Genomic DNA, 21,827 nt, shown 5'->3' with positions numbered 1-21,827 from the left:
GTTCTTTATTTTGTGCTATACTCGAATTAGGGATTTTAAGGGAGATTAGGAAATGATTGGATTCTTTTTCGTCGCATTTGTGGCTGTCTTTGGCATCGTCTTTTTTATCAGTTATAAGCTACTCGAAGACCGAGAAGATACAGACTCGGATTGGTCGTCCAGCCAAAGCCAAGAGCCTGACTATTTCCAGCAAACTCAGACTGCCCCTTGGGAACTCAAATACAACAAGGGAAAACAGGGAGAGTACCAGCTTGGTCAGGTCTTGAACCAGCTCTATGGCTATAAAAAGATTTTGTACAATCTCTACATCTTCAAAGAAGATGGCACTACCACTGAGATTGATGCACTGCTGATTCATCCATCTGGAATTTACATTTTTGAGTCAAAAAACTACAAGGGCTGGATCTTCGGCTCAGAAAATCAGCAATACTGGACTCAGGTTCTTTCCAGAGGCCGCGGAAAATCTTACAAGCATTCTTTTTTCAATCCCATTATTCAAAATAAAGTCCATCTCAAATGGCTCAGCTATTATCTCAACCAATACACGCCAAATCTATATTCCTATATCGTCTTTGGCAATGACTGTCAGCTTAAGGAAATCCATCTAAACAGTGACAGGCATAAGGTTATTCAGACCTGGCAAGTGATTGGGGCAATTGACCGGCAGGCCTGCCAAAGTCCAGTCTACCTGTCGCCTGAGCAGATTGACGACCTCTATCGTATGCTCCTGCCCTTGACCAAGCGAAAGCAGGTCATCAAAGAGCGCCATATTAACAGCATTGCCCAGAATAAACAGCGTAGAGAAGCAGAAAAGATCTGCCCTCGCTGCCAGCATGGATTGGTGCTCCGTACAGCAGCCAAAGGTTCTAAGGCCGGTCAGAAATTTTGGGGCTGCTCCAACTTCCCAAGATGCCGCTTTACTCAAAAATACCAAGAGCCTGTCTGCAGTCCGATTGCCGAGCAGGTTGCGCAAGCACCTAATTTTGGACAGCCTGTCGTGCAAAACCTAAATCAAACACAAAGCAACAGCTAGAATCTGCTGTTGCTTTTTTGTAGATTATTTTCCCTCTAGCTTGCAAAACTAAGATTTTTTCTTCAAGCCAAGGAAGCTAGCACTCAGCCCTAAGAGCCCGAATCCAAGCAGATTGGCCAATAGGCTGCTTTGGCTACCGGTCTTAGGCAGTTGTTTGGAAGAAGCTTGTTGAAGAGTTGGCTGTTGAGACGCTGCTTGAGGGCCCGTCTTGCCGCTTGTTTTGTAGGTCAGATTTTCCGCTTGGCTACCCTTTGGATCAGGTCTTGCAGGGGTTGGCTGCTGAGCTTGATTTTGGGCGGCTTGCTCCATATCGGCCAGCGGCACGATACTCTTCATAAACTCATCTTGTGAAATGGCCCTTTCTTCGACTGCATCTTGAATACCAGTGAGGCTTACAAAATAGTAACGAGCCCAATCCTTGGTCAGTCGCTGAATACCAGCCAAACCAGCTCCTGGATACCAGAGCGGCTTACTCACTTCTTCAGCAAATTTCCAGTCACCGCCAACTTGAATACCAAGCTTGGCATCTGGGTCAGATTTTTCAGAAATACGCGCTTCGACAGAAACCAGAACAGCCCGAATGGTCTGAGGATTCGGAATATCACGAGCCTGATCAGAACCCCAGTGGGCAACCCGATCCTGCTTAGGTAAGACCTCAATAGCTGTTCCCCCGCCAGCCAAGGCTTCCTGCCGGGCATCTCCTACGTTGCTGGACATATTTCCCTTGAATTGAGAAACCCATTGAACCCCTTGAGGGTGATCTACAATTTTCTCCCAGACATTGGAGTCCTTCCGAAGGACGAAAGCCTGCATGTTACGAATATCCGCCCAAGCATTGCCAGCCTTATTGTCCGTCATTTCCATCACAACACCCCAAGGATCAAATTCATTCATCCATTTGCCGCGTTCCTTGTCAAAGACAGCCTGCGCTTCTTCGTCGGTCATCCCTTCGCCTTTATAAGCTAGGTAGTACCAATCAGCCGCTGGGTCATAAGTCGGACGACCGCCTAACACAACGGCTCCGCCATTAAATTGGCCGGGGCCGCCATTAGGGCCACGCTTTTGACGCTCCCCATTTTCTTCAACGACATTTTCCTCCGACCAAACCCAGACATCCCCTTGATTGGCCCCCATCTGAGCAATGGCGCGCTGCTTCTGCTCATCGGACATGACCTGACTGGCTGGCAACTCGCTAGCAGCTGATTCGGCCTGACTTGCAGGAGCTGCTTGGGGTTCAACCACAGCTGGATTTTCAGCCTCAGAACTTGCTTGGGCTGCTGGAGAAGTCGGCGTTTCAGTTACTGCGGCAGGGGCAGTCGCAACATCTTCTGCTTCAACTCTTGAGACGCACGTCAAAGCTGCTAAGGACAAGAGGGAAGCACATAGCAGCAAGCCGCTTCCATACTTGGCAGCAGAAGCAGATTTTGCTAGGCCTTGCCAAGAAAACTTATTATTCATATCATTCTCCTTTCATAAGGTACAGAATCTAGCTTAATCAATGAAACAAGCAGACTGATTCACTGCTCTTAGCCTTCATTGATTCTGAATAACAAATAATCTCCCTGCAAAAACAAGCTTAGGGCAGAGGATTCCCTGCGCTCTTGTATATCTTATACCAGTCAGACCGAGAGAGCTCAATATCAAAAGCAGCCACCATTGAGCGAATTCGCTGCGGATTCATGGAGCCAACAATCGGCTGCATTTGTGCCGGATGACGCAAAATCCATGCGAGAACTAAGGCTTCAAAAGAAACTTGATAGTCTGACGCAAAGGCATGCAGAGTTTCTGTAAGCTGAGCATATTTAGGATGCTTCATAAAAAGTCCCTGATTCAAGTCGACCTGAAATGGTGACCAAGGCTGAATCGTGATATGATGCAATCGACAATAGTCCAGTACACTACCATCCCGAACGATTGCTAAAGGATTGAGCATATTGGCATTGAGCCCAGCGTCCAGCATCGGAGTATGGGCTGGGCCAAACTGCAGTTGGTTAGCAATCAGTGGCTGCTCCACACTTTTCTGCAGCAGCTCGATCTGATAAGGATTTTGATTGCTGACTCCGAAATAGCGGACCTTCCCAGCTTGGTGCAGCTGTGAGAAAGCTTCAGCTACCTCTTCCGGCTCCACAAGAGCATCCGGCCGGTGCAGGAGGAGCACATCCAGATAGTCTGTCTGTAAGCGCTCCAAACTGGCTTCAACCGAACGAATAATATAATCCTTAGAAAAGTCAAAATGGTAGTTAGTGTGAACATCTCGCAGTCCGCACTTGGACTGGATGAGAACTCGGTCCCGGGGGATCTTAGCCGTACGCAGAGCCTGCGCAAACTTAGCTTCAGACTGGCCGCCAGCATAAACATCTGAGTGGTCAAAGAAATTAATTCCCACTTCTATGGCTGTTTCAAGAACGGAAACGACCTCTTCAGGATTGTGTTCTGCCAATCGCATGCAGCCCAAAATCAGCTGACTGGCTCCCTCCAGTTCATTCCCGACTGTTATATATTTCATCGCAACACCTCATTTCTTATAGACTGGATTGTCAAGCAAGGTCAACTCTTCAATCTTGACATTTTCAGTTTCAAAGACGATAAATTCATTCTTTTCCTTGAGCAAGCCAGACGGCACATAGAGATAGTGAATTGGTCCTTCATTCCAGTAGCGGCCAAGGTTGAAGCCGTTGACCGCAATACAGCCCTTCCCATACTTAGAGCAGTCGATGAAGGTATCAGCGATATCATCCAGCTCTGCTTCAAAGCGATAGAAGGTCGGTGCTTTGACACTTTCAGGTGGATCTGAGTAGCAGTCTAGCTTGGCCAGCATTTCCTGGTCAAACTTAAGCGCATAATGCTTCCAGCCCTTGCGGAACTGGTGGTTAATCATGATACCACCCTTGACTCCCTTGGATTGACTGGGTGCACCCAGCTTGTAACCATAGTTGACTCGCCCCATATTTTCCACCAGCACATCAATCTGAATCCGCTCGGTATCAGCTGAGAAGAGCATCTCATCACCGATTTCTTCCCGATACTGGGTAGCTAGGTGCTCCTGATTGACATAGAAATGGCAGCGGTCATGAGTCTCCAATGCCTTGAGCCTTTCCTCATGGTATTGATTTTTGATATCGGAACGGTAGAGGATATAGCCATGATTCTGCCCAATCTGCTCCATAGGCTGCGGATAATCCAGCAGAATTTCCTCTGTGATGTCCGCTGCCACATCCAGCAGGTTTGCAGTCCCAAGCAGCGGAAAACTGCCATAGGCTTTGGCCTGTCGGCTAATCGGCTCCATCTGCTCAAGCTCTGGAAAGACCTCGTGGGTCACCCGCTGAACAGCGTAGTATTTCTCGGTCGGCTGCCCCCACTCAGTAATAGGAGCATCAAAATCATAGGAGGTAATCTGTGGCAAATCCTTGGTCTTTCGAGCTGAACAGCCGCTGATAAAACCAAAATTGGTCCCACCTCTCAGTAGAAAGAGGTTCATGCTGCCTAGCTGCAGCATTTCTTTGACATCCTGAGCCAAATCTTCTGCCTCTCGCCGAACGATTTCCTCGCTCCAGCGGCTGAACCAGCCGTCCCAAAACTCCGTACACATAAGCGGCCATTTCTTGCCATAGCGATCCATGAAAGCTCGCAGATTATCTGTATTTTCCTTGGGCTGAGATCCGAAATTCCCCGTCACAAAAATATCATCCTCAATCAAGGTCCCAGATTCCAAAGCCTCAATCCAAGTCCCATCAGAGGTAAAGAGGGGAACCGTAACGCCACGTACCTTCATCATCTGCGCAATGCTGCGCATGTAGGCCTTGTCTTCGGCGTAAGAACCGTATTCATTTTCCACCTGCATCATGAGGATAGGTCCGCCTTGATCACTCTGATAGGGCAGAAGCTTGGGAAAGAGCCAGTCATAGAAATGACTGACCTTTTCCAGAAAAAGCGGATGATTGACCCGCAGGCGCATCGAAGGATATCTCAAGAGCCAAGCCGGCAGGCCGCCAAAGTCAAACTCTGCACAGATGTAAGGCGTCGGACGGACAATGAGATAAAGCCCCATCTCCTCAACCAACTTGAAGTATGCTTCAAAATCCAGCATGCCCTCTGCCTGAAACTGCCCTTCCTGAGGTTCATGCAATGCCCAAGGAATATAGGTTTCTACCGTATTAAAGCCTAGAGCTTTAAGATTGTAAAGGGTATCTCGCCACTGGTCTGGATGAAGTCGAAAATACTGAATAGCTCCCGATAAAATCTTAAAAGGCTTGCCATCCAAGTAAAATTCTTCTTTAATTTCAAATTTTGCCATTTATCCAAACTCCTCCTGTTTATCTGCCATCTTGACAAAGGGCAGATATATAGCGGTTGAAATAGCGATATTAACCAGCGAAAGAATAATTGCCCGCCAGTCGAAGGCTGTCGCAAAGAAACCGTAGAGAATCGGCGGCATGACCCAAGTAACGTTTTGAGTAACCGGCGCAACCAAGCCCATAGAGGTTGCAAAGTAGGCTACTGTTACCATGACCATTGGAGTAAGGACGTATGGAATAAACATAATTGGATTCAAAACGATTGGCAGACCGTACATGACCGGCTCACCGATGTTGAAGACCATTGGGAAAATTCCCAACTTGGCCACTTCGCGATAGTGCTTGTTCCGAGATTGCCATAGAATGGCAATGGCAACCCCAATCGCATCAAACCAGACAAAAGCACCAAAAGAATTATCCGTCCACATGTAAGGAATCGCATGCCCAGCCTGATAAGCTTCCAGATTGGCCAGCATGGTCACACCAAAGAGACTGGCCATAACTGGCGCCAGCACATTACCCCCGTGCAGTCCGAAGAACCAGAAAATCTTATTGAGAAAGACAATGAGCAACACAGCCCAGAAGCTTTGAGACAAGCTGAGAAGCGGTGCCTGAAGAATCTTGTAAATCCAGTCAATCAACAGCTCGCCTGTCACCAGATTAAAGAGATAGGTCGCAATTCCCACGACATACATTGCAATTGCAGCCGGAATGATAGACAGGAACGGCTTCATGATAGCTGGAGGAACAGAATCCGGAAGTTTGATAGTCCAGTTACGATTCATGACCTTACAGAAGATGATGACAGACACAAAACCAATCAGAATGGCAGTAAAATAGCCACGCGCACTGATCTGGTCACCGGGAATGACACTGTTAATCGTCACAGACAGGTCACTGCCGTCAAGTTTTAGCTCTGGAAGTTTTGAAATTGCCTTGCTCAGCCCTGGTGTTTTGCCAGCCAACTCAAAGGTTTTAGTAACAGAGCCACCAATGGTAATGATATAGGAAGCCACAGCTACCAGACCGGCAGACACCTTGTCGGTATTGTAAATCTTAGCGATATTGACCCCGAAGGTAAAGAGGAACAAGAGGGTAACGATAGGAATACTGCCCTTAAATACCAGCCAGTTAATATCAATCAGCCACTGGAAGGTAGAGGAAATCCAGGTCCAGCCGAACTGTCCTGGCAAGTCAGATAGAAAGGCGTTGACCATGAGGGCGAAAGAGCCCGTCATAATCACAGGCATGGTCCCGATAAAGGAATCCCGGAGGGCAACCAGAAATTTTTGGTTGCCGATTTTATTGGCAATAGGCATGAGACGCGCTTGCCATTTATCAACCAAACTACTCATCTGCATTTCTCCTATTCATCAAATTTTTTATGTAAATCAACAATCTCCTTTGCCAAATCAACAAAGGCGATACTGGTCATGAGATGATCCTGCCCATGTACCATAAATAAACTAAGTTCTGTCTTCTCTCCTTGTGCCTCCTTGCTCAGCATTTCAGCCTGAGCGTGATGGGCTTGCAGCAGGGCCTTCTGAGCCTGACTCAGTCTCTCCTGAGCTCGGTCAAAGTCCTGCTTTTTAGCTGCCGCAATGGCTTCGATAGCACAAGACTTAGCCTCTCCGCCATACATAATGAGGGTCATAGCGACCTCTAAGGAATCTTTATTTTCCATAGGAGCACCTACTTCATGAGCGACTCTGCCAGATCCAGGACCTTATCCCCCTTCATCATTCCGTAGTCCGTCATAGGGATAACATCGACCGGAATGCCTTTTGAAGCTAGTTTTTCCTGTAAATCCTCCAATAGATAGCGGACCTGAGGCCCCAGCAAAAGGACATCAACCTTTTTCTCGCTTAGATAGTCTTCTGCTTCTGACACTGGCACCGCAAATATCGTCGCAGCTAAGCCTCGCTCCTCTGCAGCTTTCTGCATTTTATTGACCATGAGACTGGTGCTCATCCCAGCCGCACAGACTAACATAATCTGTTTTGTTTCCATCGGCATCCTCCTTTATGAATCTGACCTAGCCTGCAACGACGCTTGCTATTTATTTTTAATATATAAACAAAAATCCAAAAATAGAATATTTTTCACCATGTTATTAATATTCTATAAACATTATAACTATTTTTCTGTACTATGTCAACGCTTACATTTGAGATTTTAAGCTTTTTTTGATAGTATAGCAGCAGAGGAAACAAGATGACACGAACTAGAAAACAAAACGAGCTAAGGGCAACTGTTCTGGATCAGCTCTATGCCAAACGACCGATTTCTCGGATTGATATTTCAAAAGAAACTCAAATTACACCAGCCACGACCGGCAGCATCATCAATGAACTGATCAAGGAAGGCTTGGTTCTAGAGCTGGGCGAGCTCAATGACGAGAGCGTAGGCCGCAAGAAAACCCTGCTAGATATTGCGCCTCGTAGCCGCTACTATCTGGGCTTTGAGATTTCTGAAAAACAGCTGGCCATCGTCATAGCTGACAATACCGGTGAGATTGCAGAAAGCAGCATTCGGACTTATCAGATCGAGGTGACAGGCGGCCCGTCTGACCAGGAAATCATCCGGCTGATTCAAGATTTTCTAAAAAAGAACAGCCAATACCCCATCTCAGCGATTGCCCTCGGGTTGCCGGGGCATGTGAATCTCTCTGAGAGTGATTTTATTATTTCTAAAAACCCCCACTGGGGACAGATTAACCTGCGGACTATTCAAGAAGCCTTTGACTTCCCTGTCTACTTCGCCAATAAGTCCCACTGTTTGACACTGGCTGAACGCCTCTTTAGCTATCATCCGACAGACAGTAATTTTATCGTCTATCATGTCGCCAGAGGTATTCATTGCTCTTACATGTACAAGGGTAGCATTTACAGTCAGGATAATTATCTTATCGGGGAGGTGGGGCATACCGTTATCAACCCTGAAGGCGAGCGCTGTCCTTGCGGCAAGCACGGTTGCCTACAGGTCTATGCCAGCGAGAGCGCTCTGATTGACAAAGCTGCTATCCTGTACCGGGCTTCCCAGACCTCGCTCTTAAAGACCCTTGTAGAGGACGTCAATGATATCGATTTGACAAGTCTGATGACCGCCTATCGCTTAGGAGACCTGGGCAGCATTAAGTTGATTCATACTGCCTGCCGCTATCTAGCCATTTCCATTTCTAATCTCTGCCAGCTTATTGATAGCGAAAGGATTTATCTGGACGGCCAAATATTCTCCTATCCGGTTATTGCCGAACAGGTCCTGGCTCAGTTAGAGCAGGAAGTACCTCTCTTTCCAAAGCAAAAACAAGCAGAGATTGTCATTATCCCCTACTCTAAATACAGCATTGCCCGCTCTGCAGTCAGCCTCTGTGTCTATCATGAATTTTTAGATAAAAAAGGAAACCTATAAAAGCCGAGACAAGAATCTCGGTCTTTTTTATAAAAAATAGAGACAGGCTTTCTAGGAGCTTACCCCTAAAAGTCTGTCTCATTTTACTATCTATTGATTGAGCGTGAAATCATGGAAATGGTGTGGCGCTGTCCTCTGAGAGCCTTGCTCATGGCAAAGATATTTTCAACCGGAGCCAGACAGCCGTAACCGGAATCTCCGATATGCTGGATATCTACACCGCAGATTTTGTTGCGGATGGCCATTTGCTTGACAATATCCTCATCAGCACTCTCCTGGCTGGTACCGATAGCACTCATAACCAGAGCCCCTTTTTGATGGGCCAGTCGGACAATCTGCTTCAAGTCCTGCTCATCAAAGCCAGGCACACTTCCGACTGCCGGTGCTAGGACAATATCAACACCTGCTTCGATAAATCGAGCGATTGCTTCCAGGTCTGCTACCGGCTCATCCACACCTGAAGCATGCATTTTGCCAGCAATCAGGAGGCCTGAAAAATTCTCCTTGACCACTCGAATGGTGTCGATAATGGCCTGATTGGTGACACCAGTTCCTGGATTACCCGTCAGACAGATAAAGTCAACCCCCAGCTCTTCCGCTATCTGAATGGTTGCTAGACTAGCTTGACGGCCTTCATTAATGATCAGGCGTTCTCCCGCCATCTGGGCCTGGCTATCCACCGGCTCTAGATTGATACCGATAGGACGACCCACCAAGCGATGAAGTTCCTGAACAAAATCTTCCTTGGCATCCAGACCAGCTACAAAAGGCTGGAAGATATCAATCCCATTCAGCAGAATCAAGTCAGCACCAAAAGACCGAGCAATTTCTGCATTGGTCACATCGCCAATATAAGATTCTTTGAAAGCTACGTTTTCAGACAGGATAACGCGGCCCTCACTGGCCTTGATGCTCTGTTTCAGCTCCGGCGCAGTCATACTTAAAATTTCTGAAGCATTTGAACTAATGAATCGTTTTACCATAAGAACATCTCTTTTCTTTATTATTCATTAATAAACACTTTGAAATCTATTCTATTTGGATATTTTGTTTATTTTTTGTTATCAACTACAGTATAGCACAAGGTCACGAAAATGTAAACGCTTTATATTTTCCTTTGAAAAAATAGCCTGCTTTCACAAACAAAAGCAGACTATTGAAATGAGCTCGATTATTTTTGATTTGAGCAAAATTCGATAAGCGTCTTATCTCGGCATCACCAGATGACCACCCGCTCTTCTGGACTCCGCCACATGCCGTCTCCCTCTTGGACATCAAAGGTCGTAAAGAAGTCGTCAAAGTTAGGCAGCTGCACATTGGTCCGAAGCTTGGCTGGAGCATGGACATCGACACTCGCCAAGAGCTTCATATATTCCTCTCGCCCCTTCATTCGCCAGATGCGGGCAAAGTTGGTAAAGAATTCCTCTGCAGAGAAATCAGCTTCTTTCTTTGCTGCTTCTAGGGCTGCTGCAATCCCGCCCAAATCTGCCACGTTTTCTGAAACAGTCAGCTTGCCATTGACCTTAGCACCATAGGAATCCTGTCCTTCGAACTGGTCAATGACCTTTTGAGTCCGCTTGGTAAAGGCTTGGTAGTCGTGCTCTGTCCACCAGTTATTGAGGCTGCCATTTTCATCAAAGGACGCTCCATTGGTATCAAAAGCATGAGAAATCTCATGGGCGATGACCGCTCCGATACCACCATAATTAGCTGAAGAGGACTGGTGCAGGTCATAGAAAGGCGCCTGCAGGATAGCCGCTGGAAAAACAATCAGGTTTTTCTGCGGATTGTAGTAGGCATTGACCATATGGGCTGGCATGCCCCATTCCTTGTAGTCCACTGGTTGATTCCACTTGCTCCAGCTGTAAGCAATATCAATCTGGCTTAGCTTCTGAGCATTTTCAAAGAGAGTCAGCTTTTCATCGACGACCTTGCGGGAATAGCGTTCAGGCAGCTCGTCAGGATAGCCAATATAAGGCTTGATGGCATTGAGTTTGACAATAGCCTTGTCCCGAGTTTCTGGTGTCAGCCAGTCATTCTGGGCCAGGCGATTTTTGTAAACTTCAATCATCGTCGCCACTTTCTGCTCCACATCAGCCTTGGCTTCTGGTGAGAACTTTTGACCGGCATACCAAAGACCGACAGCTTGATTAAAGGGACCTTGGGCTAGGTAAAAGGCTGCTTTTTTCTTGTCCTGAGCCTGAGGAGTCCCTGATAGAGCACGATGATAAGCTCCTGCCAAGACACGGATGTCATCCGTTAGATAAGGGGTTGTATTGCGGACCGCAGAGAGAATCAGCAGAGCATGGAGTTTGTCCCAGTTAGCAGCTGTATAGATATCCTTAGCCGCCTGCCAAAAACGCTCTTCTGGCACAATGACTTGGTCAGGTTCTTGGCCGATTAACTTGGTGAAAATATCCGCCAGAGGCAATTCCGGTACCAAGGCTTTGAAATCGTCCCACTTATAAGGATGGTAGAGCTTAGCATACTCAGAGCTTTCTTCACTAGACAGAACATACTGAGCAAAAACAGCATCCAGCTCCAAGACCTTATCCAAAAGATCCTTGATTTCCTCTTCCGCAAAGTCGAATTTGGCTAGCAAGTCTTCCTGAGCCTTGCGCCATTTTGCAAGCAGGTCAGCCTTCTGCGGATGGTCTTCCGCATAATAGGTCGTGTCTGGCAAAATCGTTCCCGGTCCGTCTGCCCAGAGGACATTGATTCGGGCATCCATAAAGTCAGGCGCTACACCAAATGGGAAATAAGTCGGCTTGCCAGCCAGCTCGAAGTCTGCAATCTTAGAAGCATAGTCTTCAAAAGATGTTAGGTTGCGAATTTCATCAACGTAAGCACGCGCAGGTTCAATCCCATCTGCTTCCCGTTTATCATAATCCGCTGCCAAGCGATGGTAAGCAACAAAGTTCTGCAGAATAGCATCTTCTGGCACTCCATCGCCAGCCAGCCATTTGTCAGTCGTGGCGAGCATAAGATCTTCAATCTCATCTGCCAGATCCATGAAACCTCCCGTCACTGGCTTATCATCAGGAATGACCGCCGTCTTGGCCCACTCACCATTAATCGCATCATAGAAATCATCTTGTAGTCGTGTCATCTTCTTCTCGCTTTCATGCTTTTGATATAACCTTATCAAAATCTACTTGTTTTTTCAAACATTTCTTATATTAATTTTAGAGATTTATTAAAAATTAACTTGACTTAATTTTTATTTTAATGTATATTAATCTCATAGAGGTGTATGAGATGATTACGATTAAAGATTTGACTGTCAGCTATCAGGATACGCTGGCTCTTGAGCCCCTTTCATTAACCATTAAGGAGCCAACCATTACTGGGATTATCGGCCCTAACGGAGCCGGAAAATCCACCCTGCTCAAGGGCATGCTAGGGATTATTGACCACCAAGGCCAGACTCTGCTGGATCAAAAGCCGCTGCAGAACTCTCTCCAGCGCGTCGCCTATGTAGAGCAAAAGATTAATATTGATTATCATTTTCCTATCAAAGTCAAAGAGTGTGTCTCTTTGGGACTTTACCCGCAGCTCAAACTCTTTCAAGGACTAAAGAGTTCCCATTGGAACAAGGTGGCTGAGGCATTGAAAATTGTCGGTTTAGAAGACTTGGCTGAGCGCCAGATTAGCCAGCTATCCGGCGGCCAATTCCAGCGGGTCTTGATTGCTCGCTGCTTGGTTCAAGAGGCGGATTGTATCTTTTTGGACGAGCCCTTCGTCGGGATCGACTCTGTCAGCGAAGAGATTATCATGTCTACCCTGCGCAGTCTCAAAGCCGCAGGCAAGATTATCCTGATTGTCCATCATGACCTGAGTAAGGTGGTTGATTATTTTGATCAGGTCATCCTGCTCAATCGTAAGCTGATTGCCTTCGGTCCTACTGAGACCAGCTTTACCAAGAACAATATGAAAAAGACTTACGGCTCCCAGCTCTTTATGAATGGAGGTGCCTAGATTGATTTTAGAATTTTTCCAAGGGCTGCGGGACTTTCACTTTCTGCAAAATGCCCTCATCACAGCAATCGTCATTGGAATTGTCGCTGGAGCTGTAGGCTGCTTTATCATTCTGCGCGGCATGTCACTCATGGGAGACGCTATCTCTCATGCGGTTCTGCCCGGTGTGGCTCTCTCCTACATTTTAGGGATTAATTTCTTTATCGGAGCCATCACCTTCGGACTTTTGGCCTCGATTATTATCACTTACATCAAGGGCAACTCCATTATTAAAAGCGATACGGCCATTGGGATTACCTTTTCTTCCTTCCTAGCTCTGGGTGTGATCCTAATCGGCGTTGCCAATAGCTCCACTGACCTCTTTCATATTCTCTTCGGGAATATCTTGGCCGTACAGGATATTGATATGTGGATTAGTATTGGAGTTGGAATAGCTGTGCTCTTAATCATCACCCTCTTTTTCAAACAGCTATTGATTACTTCCTTTGACCCCTTGCTGGCTCAAGCAATGGGCATGCCAGTCAGCTTCTACCACTATCTGCTGATGATTCTCTTGACCTTGGTCTCTGTGACAGCTATGCAGAGCGTGGGAACCATTCTCATCGTCGCTCTCTTGATAACGCCAGCAGCAACGGCCTACCTCTATGCCAACAGTCTGAAAACTATGATTCTGCTGTCCTCAGGGCTGGGCGCTCTAGCTTCTGTACTGGGACTCTTTATCGGCTACAGCTTTAATGTCGCTGCAGGATCCAGCATTGTCCTGACCTCAGCCCTCATCTTTCTCCTCTCTTTCTTTATTGCCCCTAAGCAACGCTATTTAAAACTTAAAAACCGACCTAAACTAAAATAAAATTTAATGGAGGAATCCCATGAGAAAATTAGGTTTTTTATCCCTGCTTTTGCTAGCAGTCTGCACTCTCTTTGCCTGCTCCGGTCAGAAGAGCGCATCCAGTGACTCGTCCAAGCTCAAGGTTGTTGCGACCAACTCAATTATCGCTGATATTACCAAAAATATAGCTGGCGATAAGATTGACCTGCATAGCATTGTACCAGTCGGCAAAGACCCCCACGAATACGAGCCCCTGCCTGAAGATGTAAAAAAGACTTCTCAAGCGGATCTCATCTTCTACAACGGTATCAACCTGGAAACTGGCGGCAATGCTTGGTTTACTAAGTTGGTCAAAAATGCCAATAAGCAAGAAAACAAGGACTACTATGCTGTCAGCGATGGCGTTGACGTCATCTACCTTGAAGGGCAAAGTGAAAAAGGCAAGGAAGATCCTCATGCTTGGCTCAACTTGGAAAACGGTATTATCTATGCGCAAAATATCGCCAAGCGTTTGATTGAAAAAGACCCTGACAATAAGGCTACTTATGAGAAAAATCTCAAAGCCTATGTAGAAAAACTGACCACTTTGGATAAGGAAGCCAAGGAGAAATTCAACAATATCCCAGAAGAAAAGAAAATGATTGTGACGAGTGAAGGCTGCTTCAAGTACTTCTCTAAGGCCTACAATGTGCCATCAGCCTATATTTGGGAAATCAACACCGAAGAAGAAGGAACTCCAGACCAAATTAAAAGCTTGGTTGAAAAACTACGCAAGACCAAAGTGCCGTCTCTCTTTGTCGAATCAAGTGTGGACGATCGTCCGATGAAAACTGTTTCTAAAGACACCAACATCCCAATACACGCTAAAATCTTTACTGACTCAATCGCTGATGAAGGCGAAGAAGGCGACAGCTACTACAGCATGATGAAATACAATCTGGATAAAATTTCTGAAGGATTGGCCAAATAATGATAAAAGGTTAGGAAGACAAAATCCTAACCTTTTATTTTTGGAGAAGGAGCTTCGCATGGAGTCGATTTCAAATTTCCGGTCAAATTATTCGAAAAAAATCACTATTCGCTGTACAATGAAGCTATCAAACATGAATGGAGACTTCCTATGACAACTTTTCTCGGAAATCCTGTAACCTTTACTGGAAAGCAACTGCAAGTCGGCGACACCGCCCACGATTTTAGCTTGACAGCAACTGACCTTTCAAAGAAAACTCTGGCTGATTTTGCTGGCAAAAAGAAAGTTCTGAGCATCATCCCATCTATCGATACTGGTGTCTGCTCGACTCAGACTCGCCGTTTCAACCAAGAGCTATCTGACTTGGACAATACCGTTGTTATCACGGTTTCAGTTGATTTGCCTTTTGCTCAAGGCAAGTGGTGTGCTGCTGAAGGCATTGAGAATGCTGTCATGCTCTCTGACTACTTCGACCATTCTTTCGGCCGTGACTATGCTGTCCTCATCAATGAATGGCACCTTTTGGCCCGCGCAGTTCTAGTTCTGGATGAAAATAACACTGTGACCTACGCTGAATATGTCGACAATATCAACACCGAGCCCGACTTCGAAGCTGCTATCGCCGCAGTTAAGAGCTTGTAAGAGATAAAAATACGGACCTGCTAGTCCGTGTTTTTTTGTGCGAAAAACTTCTGCCAAAACTGATGGAAGCAAGCCCAGGAACGCAAAAGAACGGATGGTCGATTCAGAAATTTCTTGAATTGAGCAATCTCTGCCTTTACCTGTTTATAAGCACTCCGCCCCTTTCGAGCATAAGGGCTCTTAGCCGAACGATAGCCCAGCGGACCACGATTATTCTGAGGTGACTTGAACTTGCGGCCGCTATTTTCAATGGCAAGCCTGCGAAAGCGAGGATCCCAGACAGCAGGCGTTTTGACATCGTAGCGAGTATGAGAAGCCTGGTTGACCGGACGATTGCGCTCACCGTAGTTAAAGCTGGCGCCATTCACAACACCATTTTGGCTAGCCCCCTCTGGATCGATAATATTGAGAAAACGACCTGTCTGATCCAGAATAAACTCTGTATGAAAATCAATCAGGATTTTTATATTGGCCTGACTTGCTTGACCATCCGGATAGACAGCTTGCTCTGACTTCTTATCAATATAGACTTTATTGTGCAAGCGAGAGGATTCTTGAAAACTATAAGACAGCGCTGGAAAAGCCTTTAGATAGGAGGCCAAGGCTTCTGCATCTGTCATACCAGTCTGACGGTAGTGATCTCTGACCCACTGGGCCTGCTGGCAGGAAATGACATAGCGAAACTGATGCAGCTGCTTTTTGAGCTTTTGATTACCATCCTTTTGGCTCAAATCATCTGCCGGAAAAGCCTGGCGCAAGGTCCTTGAGAAAATCTTCCAAAAGCCATCATGAGGTGTTAGGCTTGGAGCAATCCGAGCCAGCAAAAAATCCGTCTCTGACTTGTCCCCGCTCAACTCCTCAGGCATATTAACAATATTCATAGCCAGAACCAGCAGCTCCTGAGCTCCTAACCTGCTGATTTGAGTCTCCTCAGCCTGCCAGAGCTCTTGAAAGAAGGGACTGCCAAAAAGTTGAGCCTCCTGCAAGTAATCTTCTTCTGACACTGTTTTTCCTTGCCCGTTATTTAACCCTGCAAAAACTTGTTCTAGTGCTGTCTGAGACCAACCGATTGATTGCAATTGCTGAAAGAGATGTTCTTTCCCTTCTTTCGGATACATGGCTCCCCTCCTTTCTATTAGCTCTAATAGTTCAAAACTGTAGAGATTATAATAAAAAAATTAATTCACATAGAACAATTAGATTTTATCACAAACTCACATGATGACAAAGAACAAAATATGAATCCTTGGACTATTAACAATAAAGATGTTCTTAACAAATCACTCAATAAATAAAGAGAAGACCAAACTGGTCCTCTCTCAGTATGAGTTTTATTGAAATGAGTCGTCCAACTTTTCACCGATTGGACAATTCATCTAGAATTTGATTTTATCGATAAATTCTCTTAAGCTTTACGACGTTTTGCAAAAGCCAGTCCCAGCATAGAGAGCAATCCCAGGCCTGCAAGTGCTAGAGATGATTCAGCAGAACCTGTTTTTGGAAGAGCTGCCGGAGCCTGATAGGTCTGAACTGGTTTCTTTCCCTTCTTCACTCCCGTTGTAGTGACTTTCAGAACCTTTCGCTCATTCTTAGAAACGAGGTTGGTTGGGTCGTCTGTCTCTAGGGCTGCAAGAGCCGCTTTCAAAGCTTCAAGTTTTGCATTTTCGACTCTATAGGTTTCTTCCTTACTTGCCAAATTTGCTTTAGCATCATTGAGAGCCGCTTCTGCTTCTTTTAGAAGAGCAGGGGCATTTTGCAAGCGAGTAACATAGTCTTTAGCAGCTTGAACAGCGCGTTGAGCCTCTTCCAGAGCTGTAGCCGCAGCAGTTGCCTTTTCTTGAGCGTTTGCTGTAGCTGCTTTCAATTCAGCAAGCTTGGCATTAGCTTCCTCAGCTGTTTTTTGCGCAGTTGCTTGGGCTGCTTCTTTTTCTTTCAAGCTTGCTTGAGCTTTAGCTAAAACTGCAAGCTTAGCCTTGGTTTCTTCAGAAGCCGAATTCTTGCTATTTTCGAGTTCAGCTTGGTAAGTACTTTCCGCCTTGGCCAACTTGTCCTTAGCAGTTTTCACAACCTCACGCAGTAATGGGGCTGTCTCCTGCTTGTTCTGAGCATTTGTCAACGTACGTTGAGCAGCGTCCAACTTAGCTTGCGAAGCCGCCAAATCTTTACGAGCTGCATCTGCCTCTTGATTATTAGTATTTGGATTGATTAAGGCTGGTGTTATTTTGGAAGGATCTTTAATATCACCGTCATTATTTGGGAAAAGAAGGAAGTTAATTCGGTTAATAATGCCGTTGTTGCTAAAGTTAACAGCAACATATGCACCTTTCTTCTGATTATCAAGATGCCCCACTACCTTTTGGGCATAGATAGTCCCTCTCTCCCTATACGCACTGCTATCTCCTAAATCAAACAGTTGGAATTTGATATCATCATAAATAACCTTTTTCAAGTAGTCAACAGAGACATTCTCTTGGCTAGCAAGAATAGGATAAGGGCCGAGTTCGTTAGTTCCTGATACTCTATGACCAAACTGATCCAGTCCAAATTTAGCAACCACACTTCTTGGAACATCTACTTGTGAAGTTATAGGTTCTTTTGATTGGTATTTATATTTTTGTTCACGGGCTGCTTGGCTTAGAGCTGCTGCATAGTCAATACTATTTTGTGTTAATGTTACTGGTGCTGTTCCTGCTTGCTTACGGATTTGATTAATCAAATCTTGTGCATAATAGTTCAATTCCATCAGAACATCATTTGGAATGGCATTGATGTTAACCATTCGTTGCGCATCTTTTTGACTGCCAATATAATTGTTGCTGGATTTTAGGGTAGCTGCTTCTTTAGCAAGTGTTTCTTGTGCCTCAGGTGTTAATTTAGCTGTACCGTTGATATTGTTACTTTTAATTGCATTTATATAGGCTTGTGATAGGGTAAAGGTATTGTGTACTTGGTCCTGGGAAGAAAGTTTCGCTTCTTTTTCCTTGATTTCTGCTTGAGCTGCTTTAATCTCTGCTTGGGCTTGATCAATCACTGCTTGACGTTTGGCATCTTCCGCTTCAGCTGTCTTCAACTGATCTTCGTAAGAAGCTAAGTTATTTTTAGCTTTGTCAAGCTCCTCCTTTGCCTTCGTTACCTTTTCACTTACCAGTTTGCTGTCCACATCTTTTTGAGCTGCATTCACAGCATCCTGAGCTGTTTGGGTTTCAGTTTGTGCCTTAGCTGCTTGAGTTTGAGCATCTTGAGCTACAGCTGCCTGTGTGTTTTCCGCAGTTTTAGCTGTATCAAGAGCTGCTTGGGCTTGCTTGGCTGCGTTTTCCGCTGGGGCAACTTTTTTCTCAGCTTCTGTCACAGCTGCCTGAGCTTCCGCAATCTTTTGTGCACTTGTATCAGCATTATCTTTCTTAGCTGTTTCAACCTTAGTCTCAGCAGTCGCAACCTGTTCTTTGGCTTGGTCAACAGCCGTTTTGGCTTGCTTAACCTGCTCAGTCTGCTGTTTAAGAGCTTCTGGACTTGCAGATAGAACCTTATCTTGGTTTGCAGGGGCATTTACATCCACTGGAGTTGTATCTGCAGCTACAGTGTGAGCAAAGCCAGTACTGGCAAGAACTGCTGCACCTAGAATGACATGTTTTTGGATTTTTTTCATGGGTTTCCTCCTGATATGTTAATAGCATAACGAGAAAAACTTTGTTTGTCAAACTATTTACATGTTTTTTTGAGAACATTCATCGCAAATATGTCCAAAAATAGAATCTCGTCTCCATCGCTTCCAAAAAAACCTATGTGTCTGTCCAAAATCATAAAATGATTTTTACTCTTACTGACCTTGCCAATGATAAAGTCTTAACCGATTACAAACATATTAGTCATAGAATGCAGAAAACCGCCCGTCAAACAACGAGCGGTCTTCTTATTCACGAATTTCTTATCCTTTGATGGCAATGAAGGGAGAGCCCTCAGTATTATCCGTCGGATCTACACTCTTGACTCCAAAGAGATAGTCTACTGGGTACCAGCCATTATTAGCTGCATTATAAGGGTCACGGACATAGGTTTTTCCATTGTCATAGCCTTTAAGAACCAGCTCATGAGTTACTGGATAATGGGCAAAGATGCTGGTACCAACGGCACCTAGGACATGATGCCCCTGCGAAAGTACTTCTTTGACCGCAGAAGCTGTAAACAGGGTCTCAGTCGTCAGATCCCAGTGCTGGGCAGCGCGGACAATGCCACGGCTGCTGGTGCCAAATCCATCTTTATTAAATTCATTAGTATGGTTATATAGGTAATCCGCAACAGTTGTCGGAAGCACTTCTGTCCCAGTAATCCCAGAAATAACCATGGCTAGCGTTGTTGGCACGCATCCTGTCGCATCCATGCTGTAAGGACCATACTTCCTGCCGCCCCAGCGACCATCACGCTGTGAGTAGTATGGAGTATTGTAAACTGCTTTGGAGACCTGGGTCGTAGTAGCATCAACAGCGATGAGCTGACCATTGTCCTGCTTATAGTAAAGATGAATCTTGTACTCGCCGGTAGAAAGCTTATGGTCGCTAGCTCGGACTGTGATTTTATAGGTACCATTCGCCTGCTTTTGAGCTAAATACCACTTGACATCATCCTGATCCTTATCTGTTGACCAAGTTGGCAGATAGACTGCTTGAATCCCTCCAGGATTGGATACATTTGTCACAACCACATCAAAAGTTCCTGTTCGCGCATTATTGTTTTGGATATTGATTTTTCCGGTCGCACGGATATTCTCAGGCGCTACAGAAACCATCAGCTTCTCGCCACCTGCACCTTGCATCTGGCCGTCCTCATTCAGATAGTAAAGATGAACCTTGTACTCACCCACTGAAAACTTATGATCCTGAGCTCGAACATGTTTTTTATAGGTGCCGTCAGATTGGCGCTCAGCGATATACCACTGCACATCGTCTTGGTCATCCTTGCTGGACCAAGTCGGTAGGTAGACCGCCTTCAGGCCATCCGGGGCAACAATATCAGAAACGACTATATCAAATTCACCTGTCTGCGGATTATTGTTCTGAATGGTGATTTTTCCCTGTGGCTGCGCGCGAGTAACTACCGTCTTAGCCGAACCCGCACCCTGCAGCTGGCCTGCATCATTCAAGAAATAGAGATGAACATTATACTCACCCAAGGAGTTCTTGTGGTTGCGGTGGCTAACATGTTTGAAATAGGTCCCATCAGCTCGTCTTTCAGCTGTGTACCACTGCACGTCGTCTTGGTCGTTAACAGCTGACCATGTCGGCAGGTAGACCGCCTTCAGGCCATCTGGGGCGACAATATCGGACACAACAATATCAAATTCACCTGTCTGCGGATTGTTGTTCTGAATGGTGATTTTACCCTGTGGCTGGGCGCGGGTAACCACTGTCTTAGCCGAACCTGCTCCCTGCAGCTGGCCTGCATCATTCACAAAATAGAGGTGAACATTATACTCACCAAGAGAGTTCTTATGATTGCGGTAGCTGACATGCTTGAAATAGGTCCCATCAGCGCGCCTTTCGGCTGTGTACCACTGAACGTCGTCTTGGTCGTTAGCAGCAGACCAAGTCGGCAGGTAGACCGCCTTCAGACCATCTGGGGCTACAATATCTGACACGACTATATCAAATTCGCCTGTCTGCGAATTATTGTTCTGAATGGTGATTTTTCCCTGTGGCTGCGCGCGAGTAACTACCGTCTTAGCCGAACCCGCACCCTGCAGCTGGCCTGCATCATTCACGAAATAGAGATGAACATTATACTCGCCCAGAGAGTTCTTGTGGTTGCGGTAGCTGACGTGTTTAAAATAGGTCCCATCAGCGCGCCTTTCGGCTGTGTACCACTGCACATCATCTTGGTCGTTAGCAGCTGACCATGTCGGTAGATAAACAGACTTCAGACCATCTGGGGCGATAATATCGGACACGACAATATCAAATTCACCTTTCTGTGAATTGTTGTTCTGAATGGTAATCTTGCCTTGAGGCTTTTTGACTTCTGCTGCTGCCAAGGGGCGCTCTGTAGCAGAAGCTGCTTGTGCTGGCTGATTAGAAGCATCACTTTTTTCTGAGTTCTCAGCCACAGCAGGTTGATTTTCTGTCGAAGCTACAGTGTCACTTTTCGGCTGGGCATTTTCTACAGGAACTGAAGAAGGAGACTGAGCACTGGTATCGGAAGACGTAGGTATCTGACTAGCGTCAGGAGTAACAGCCTCCGGTGCTGGTGCAACCTTATCCACGCTTGACAGACTGGTTTCTGTCACAGTCGGACTTGCAGCTGTGCTAGCTTGGTCCTCCACAGCCTGACTGACAGCGACACTGTCAGCTGTCTGGCTAAGCGCTAGCTGATCTGCCTGCACTGCTCCACTTCCAAGAAAGGCCAGACCAGTCGCAATCGCTACTGAGACTGCTCCCAGACTGCATTTGCGAATTCCAAAACGAGTAAACTTCTCTGCTCGAGACGCAATTATTCGTCTTTTTTTCATAATAGGATTCTCCTTTTGCAAAAAAGTAAAAAGCAAGCCAAATTTTTGCAAACCAGCTAAAGAATTTTTACTTTTTATTTTTTAAATCGTACGCTTTGATTATATAATAATCGCAAAACGATTACAAGCGAATAAAGAAAATCTAAACATCAAAGAAAGGCTTAGACACT

Annotated in this window: 17 protein-coding genes; 6 read left to right on the top strand and 11 right to left on the bottom strand. The window is 45.8% G+C overall.

The genetic code is table 11. The features are described 5' to 3' along the window. Window positions 1-52: 52 nt before the first annotated feature. Window positions 53-1,033 (top strand): NERD domain-containing protein, encoded by a 981-nt coding sequence (locus tag RP262_RS02880; protein ID WP_311154243.1) that lies wholly within the window; start codon window positions 53-55, stop codon window positions 1,031-1,033. 48 nt (window positions 1,034-1,081) lie between these two features. On the opposite strand, the gene RP262_RS02875 is transcribed toward RP262_RS02880, so the two are convergent. The 6 genes from RP262_RS02875 to RP262_RS02850 form a co-directional block, all read right to left on the bottom strand. Next, window positions 1,082-2,491, bottom strand: coding sequence for an LPXTG cell wall anchor domain-containing protein (locus RP262_RS02875; protein ID WP_311154242.1), 1,410 nt, complete (start codon window positions 2,489-2,491; stop codon window positions 1,082-1,084). A gap of 118 nt (window positions 2,492-2,609) precedes the next feature. Beyond that, the gene (locus RP262_RS02870) at window positions 2,610-3,539 is read right to left on the bottom strand and encodes an aldo/keto reductase (RefSeq protein ID WP_311154241.1); all 930 of its coding nucleotides are present in this window, start codon (window positions 3,537-3,539) and stop codon (window positions 2,610-2,612) included. 9 nt (window positions 3,540-3,548) lie between these two features. Continuing rightward, window positions 3,549-5,327, bottom strand: a complete 1,779-nt coding sequence (locus RP262_RS02865) for a beta-galactosidase (RefSeq protein WP_311154240.1) — start codon at window positions 5,325-5,327, stop codon at window positions 3,549-3,551. Next, complete coding sequence (locus tag RP262_RS02860; protein ID WP_311154239.1) at window positions 5,328-6,689, bottom strand: PTS transporter subunit EIIC; 1,362 nt, start codon at window positions 6,687-6,689, stop codon at window positions 5,328-5,330. 5 nt (window positions 6,690-6,694) lie between these two features. Beyond that, window positions 6,695-7,012 (bottom strand): PTS lactose/cellobiose transporter subunit IIA, encoded by a 318-nt coding sequence (locus RP262_RS02855; RefSeq protein ID WP_002898520.1) that lies wholly within the window; start codon window positions 7,010-7,012, stop codon window positions 6,695-6,697. An 8-nt stretch (window positions 7,013-7,020) separates the two neighbouring features. Next, complete coding sequence (locus RP262_RS02850; RefSeq protein WP_004188921.1) at window positions 7,021-7,338, bottom strand: PTS sugar transporter subunit IIB; 318 nt, start codon at window positions 7,336-7,338, stop codon at window positions 7,021-7,023. A gap of 204 nt (window positions 7,339-7,542) precedes the next feature. Between RP262_RS02850 and RP262_RS02845 the strand changes: the two genes are divergently transcribed. Further along, window positions 7,543-8,739, top strand: coding sequence for an ROK family protein (locus RP262_RS02845; protein WP_311154238.1), 1,197 nt, complete (start codon window positions 7,543-7,545; stop codon window positions 8,737-8,739). Window positions 8,740-8,825: 86 nt separating this feature from the next. Here the strand turns inward: RP262_RS02845 and RP262_RS02840 are convergent, their stop codons facing one another. Continuing rightward, window positions 8,826-9,722 (bottom strand): haloacid dehalogenase-like hydrolase, encoded by an 897-nt coding sequence (locus RP262_RS02840; protein ID WP_311154237.1) that lies wholly within the window; start codon window positions 9,720-9,722, stop codon window positions 8,826-8,828. A 233-nt stretch (window positions 9,723-9,955) separates the two neighbouring features. Continuing rightward, a complete protein-coding gene (locus RP262_RS02835; RefSeq protein WP_311154236.1) occupies window positions 9,956-11,848 on the bottom strand; it encodes a M13-type metalloendopeptidase in 1,893 nt (630 codons plus the stop codon). 149 nt (window positions 11,849-11,997) lie between these two features. On the opposite strand from RP262_RS02835, the gene RP262_RS02830 reads away from it, so the two are divergent. From RP262_RS02830 to tpx, 4 genes are all read left to right on the top strand, one after another. After that, window positions 11,998-12,717 (top strand): metal ABC transporter ATP-binding protein, encoded by a 720-nt coding sequence (locus tag RP262_RS02830; protein WP_311154235.1) that lies wholly within the window; start codon window positions 11,998-12,000, stop codon window positions 12,715-12,717. A gap of 1 nt (window position 12,718) precedes the next feature. Next, complete coding sequence (locus RP262_RS02825; RefSeq protein WP_042763134.1) at window positions 12,719-13,567, top strand: metal ABC transporter permease; 849 nt, start codon at window positions 12,719-12,721, stop codon at window positions 13,565-13,567. A gap of 19 nt (window positions 13,568-13,586) precedes the next feature. Continuing rightward, window positions 13,587-14,516 carry a metal ABC transporter substrate-binding lipoprotein/adhesin SsaB gene (gene ssaB / locus RP262_RS02820; RefSeq protein WP_311154234.1) on the top strand — a complete coding sequence of 310 codons (930 nt, stop codon included), beginning with the start codon at window positions 13,587-13,589 and terminating at the stop codon, window positions 14,514-14,516. Between the two features lie 150 nt (window positions 14,517-14,666). Then, the gene (gene tpx, locus RP262_RS02815) at window positions 14,667-15,158 is read left to right on the top strand and encodes a thiol peroxidase (protein ID WP_002896683.1); all 492 of its coding nucleotides are present in this window, start codon (window positions 14,667-14,669) and stop codon (window positions 15,156-15,158) included. A 20-nt stretch (window positions 15,159-15,178) separates the two neighbouring features. On the opposite strand, the gene RP262_RS02810 is transcribed toward tpx, so the two are convergent. From RP262_RS02810 to RP262_RS02800, 3 genes are all read right to left on the bottom strand, one after another. Beyond that, on the bottom strand, window positions 15,179-16,276 hold the full coding sequence (locus tag RP262_RS02810; RefSeq protein WP_311154233.1) for a DUF3114 domain-containing protein: 1,098 nt from the start codon (window positions 16,274-16,276) through the stop codon (window positions 15,179-15,181). A gap of 287 nt (window positions 16,277-16,563) precedes the next feature. Further along, window positions 16,564-18,804, bottom strand: coding sequence for an SEC10/PgrA surface exclusion domain-containing protein (locus RP262_RS02805; RefSeq protein ID WP_311154232.1), 2,241 nt, complete (start codon window positions 18,802-18,804; stop codon window positions 16,564-16,566). A 279-nt stretch (window positions 18,805-19,083) separates the two neighbouring features. Further along, the gene (locus RP262_RS02800; RefSeq protein ID WP_311154231.1) at window positions 19,084-21,657 is read right to left on the bottom strand and encodes a GBS Bsp-like repeat-containing protein; all 2,574 of its coding nucleotides are present in this window, start codon (window positions 21,655-21,657) and stop codon (window positions 19,084-19,086) included. Between the last annotated feature and the right edge of the window lie 170 nt (window positions 21,658-21,827).

Origin of the sequence: uncultured Streptococcus sp. (genome assembly GCF_963456385.1) — a bacterium.
GTDB lineage: Bacteria > Bacillota > Bacilli > Lactobacillales > Streptococcaceae > Streptococcus.
This window is presented reverse-complemented; position numbering and strand designations above follow the sequence as displayed.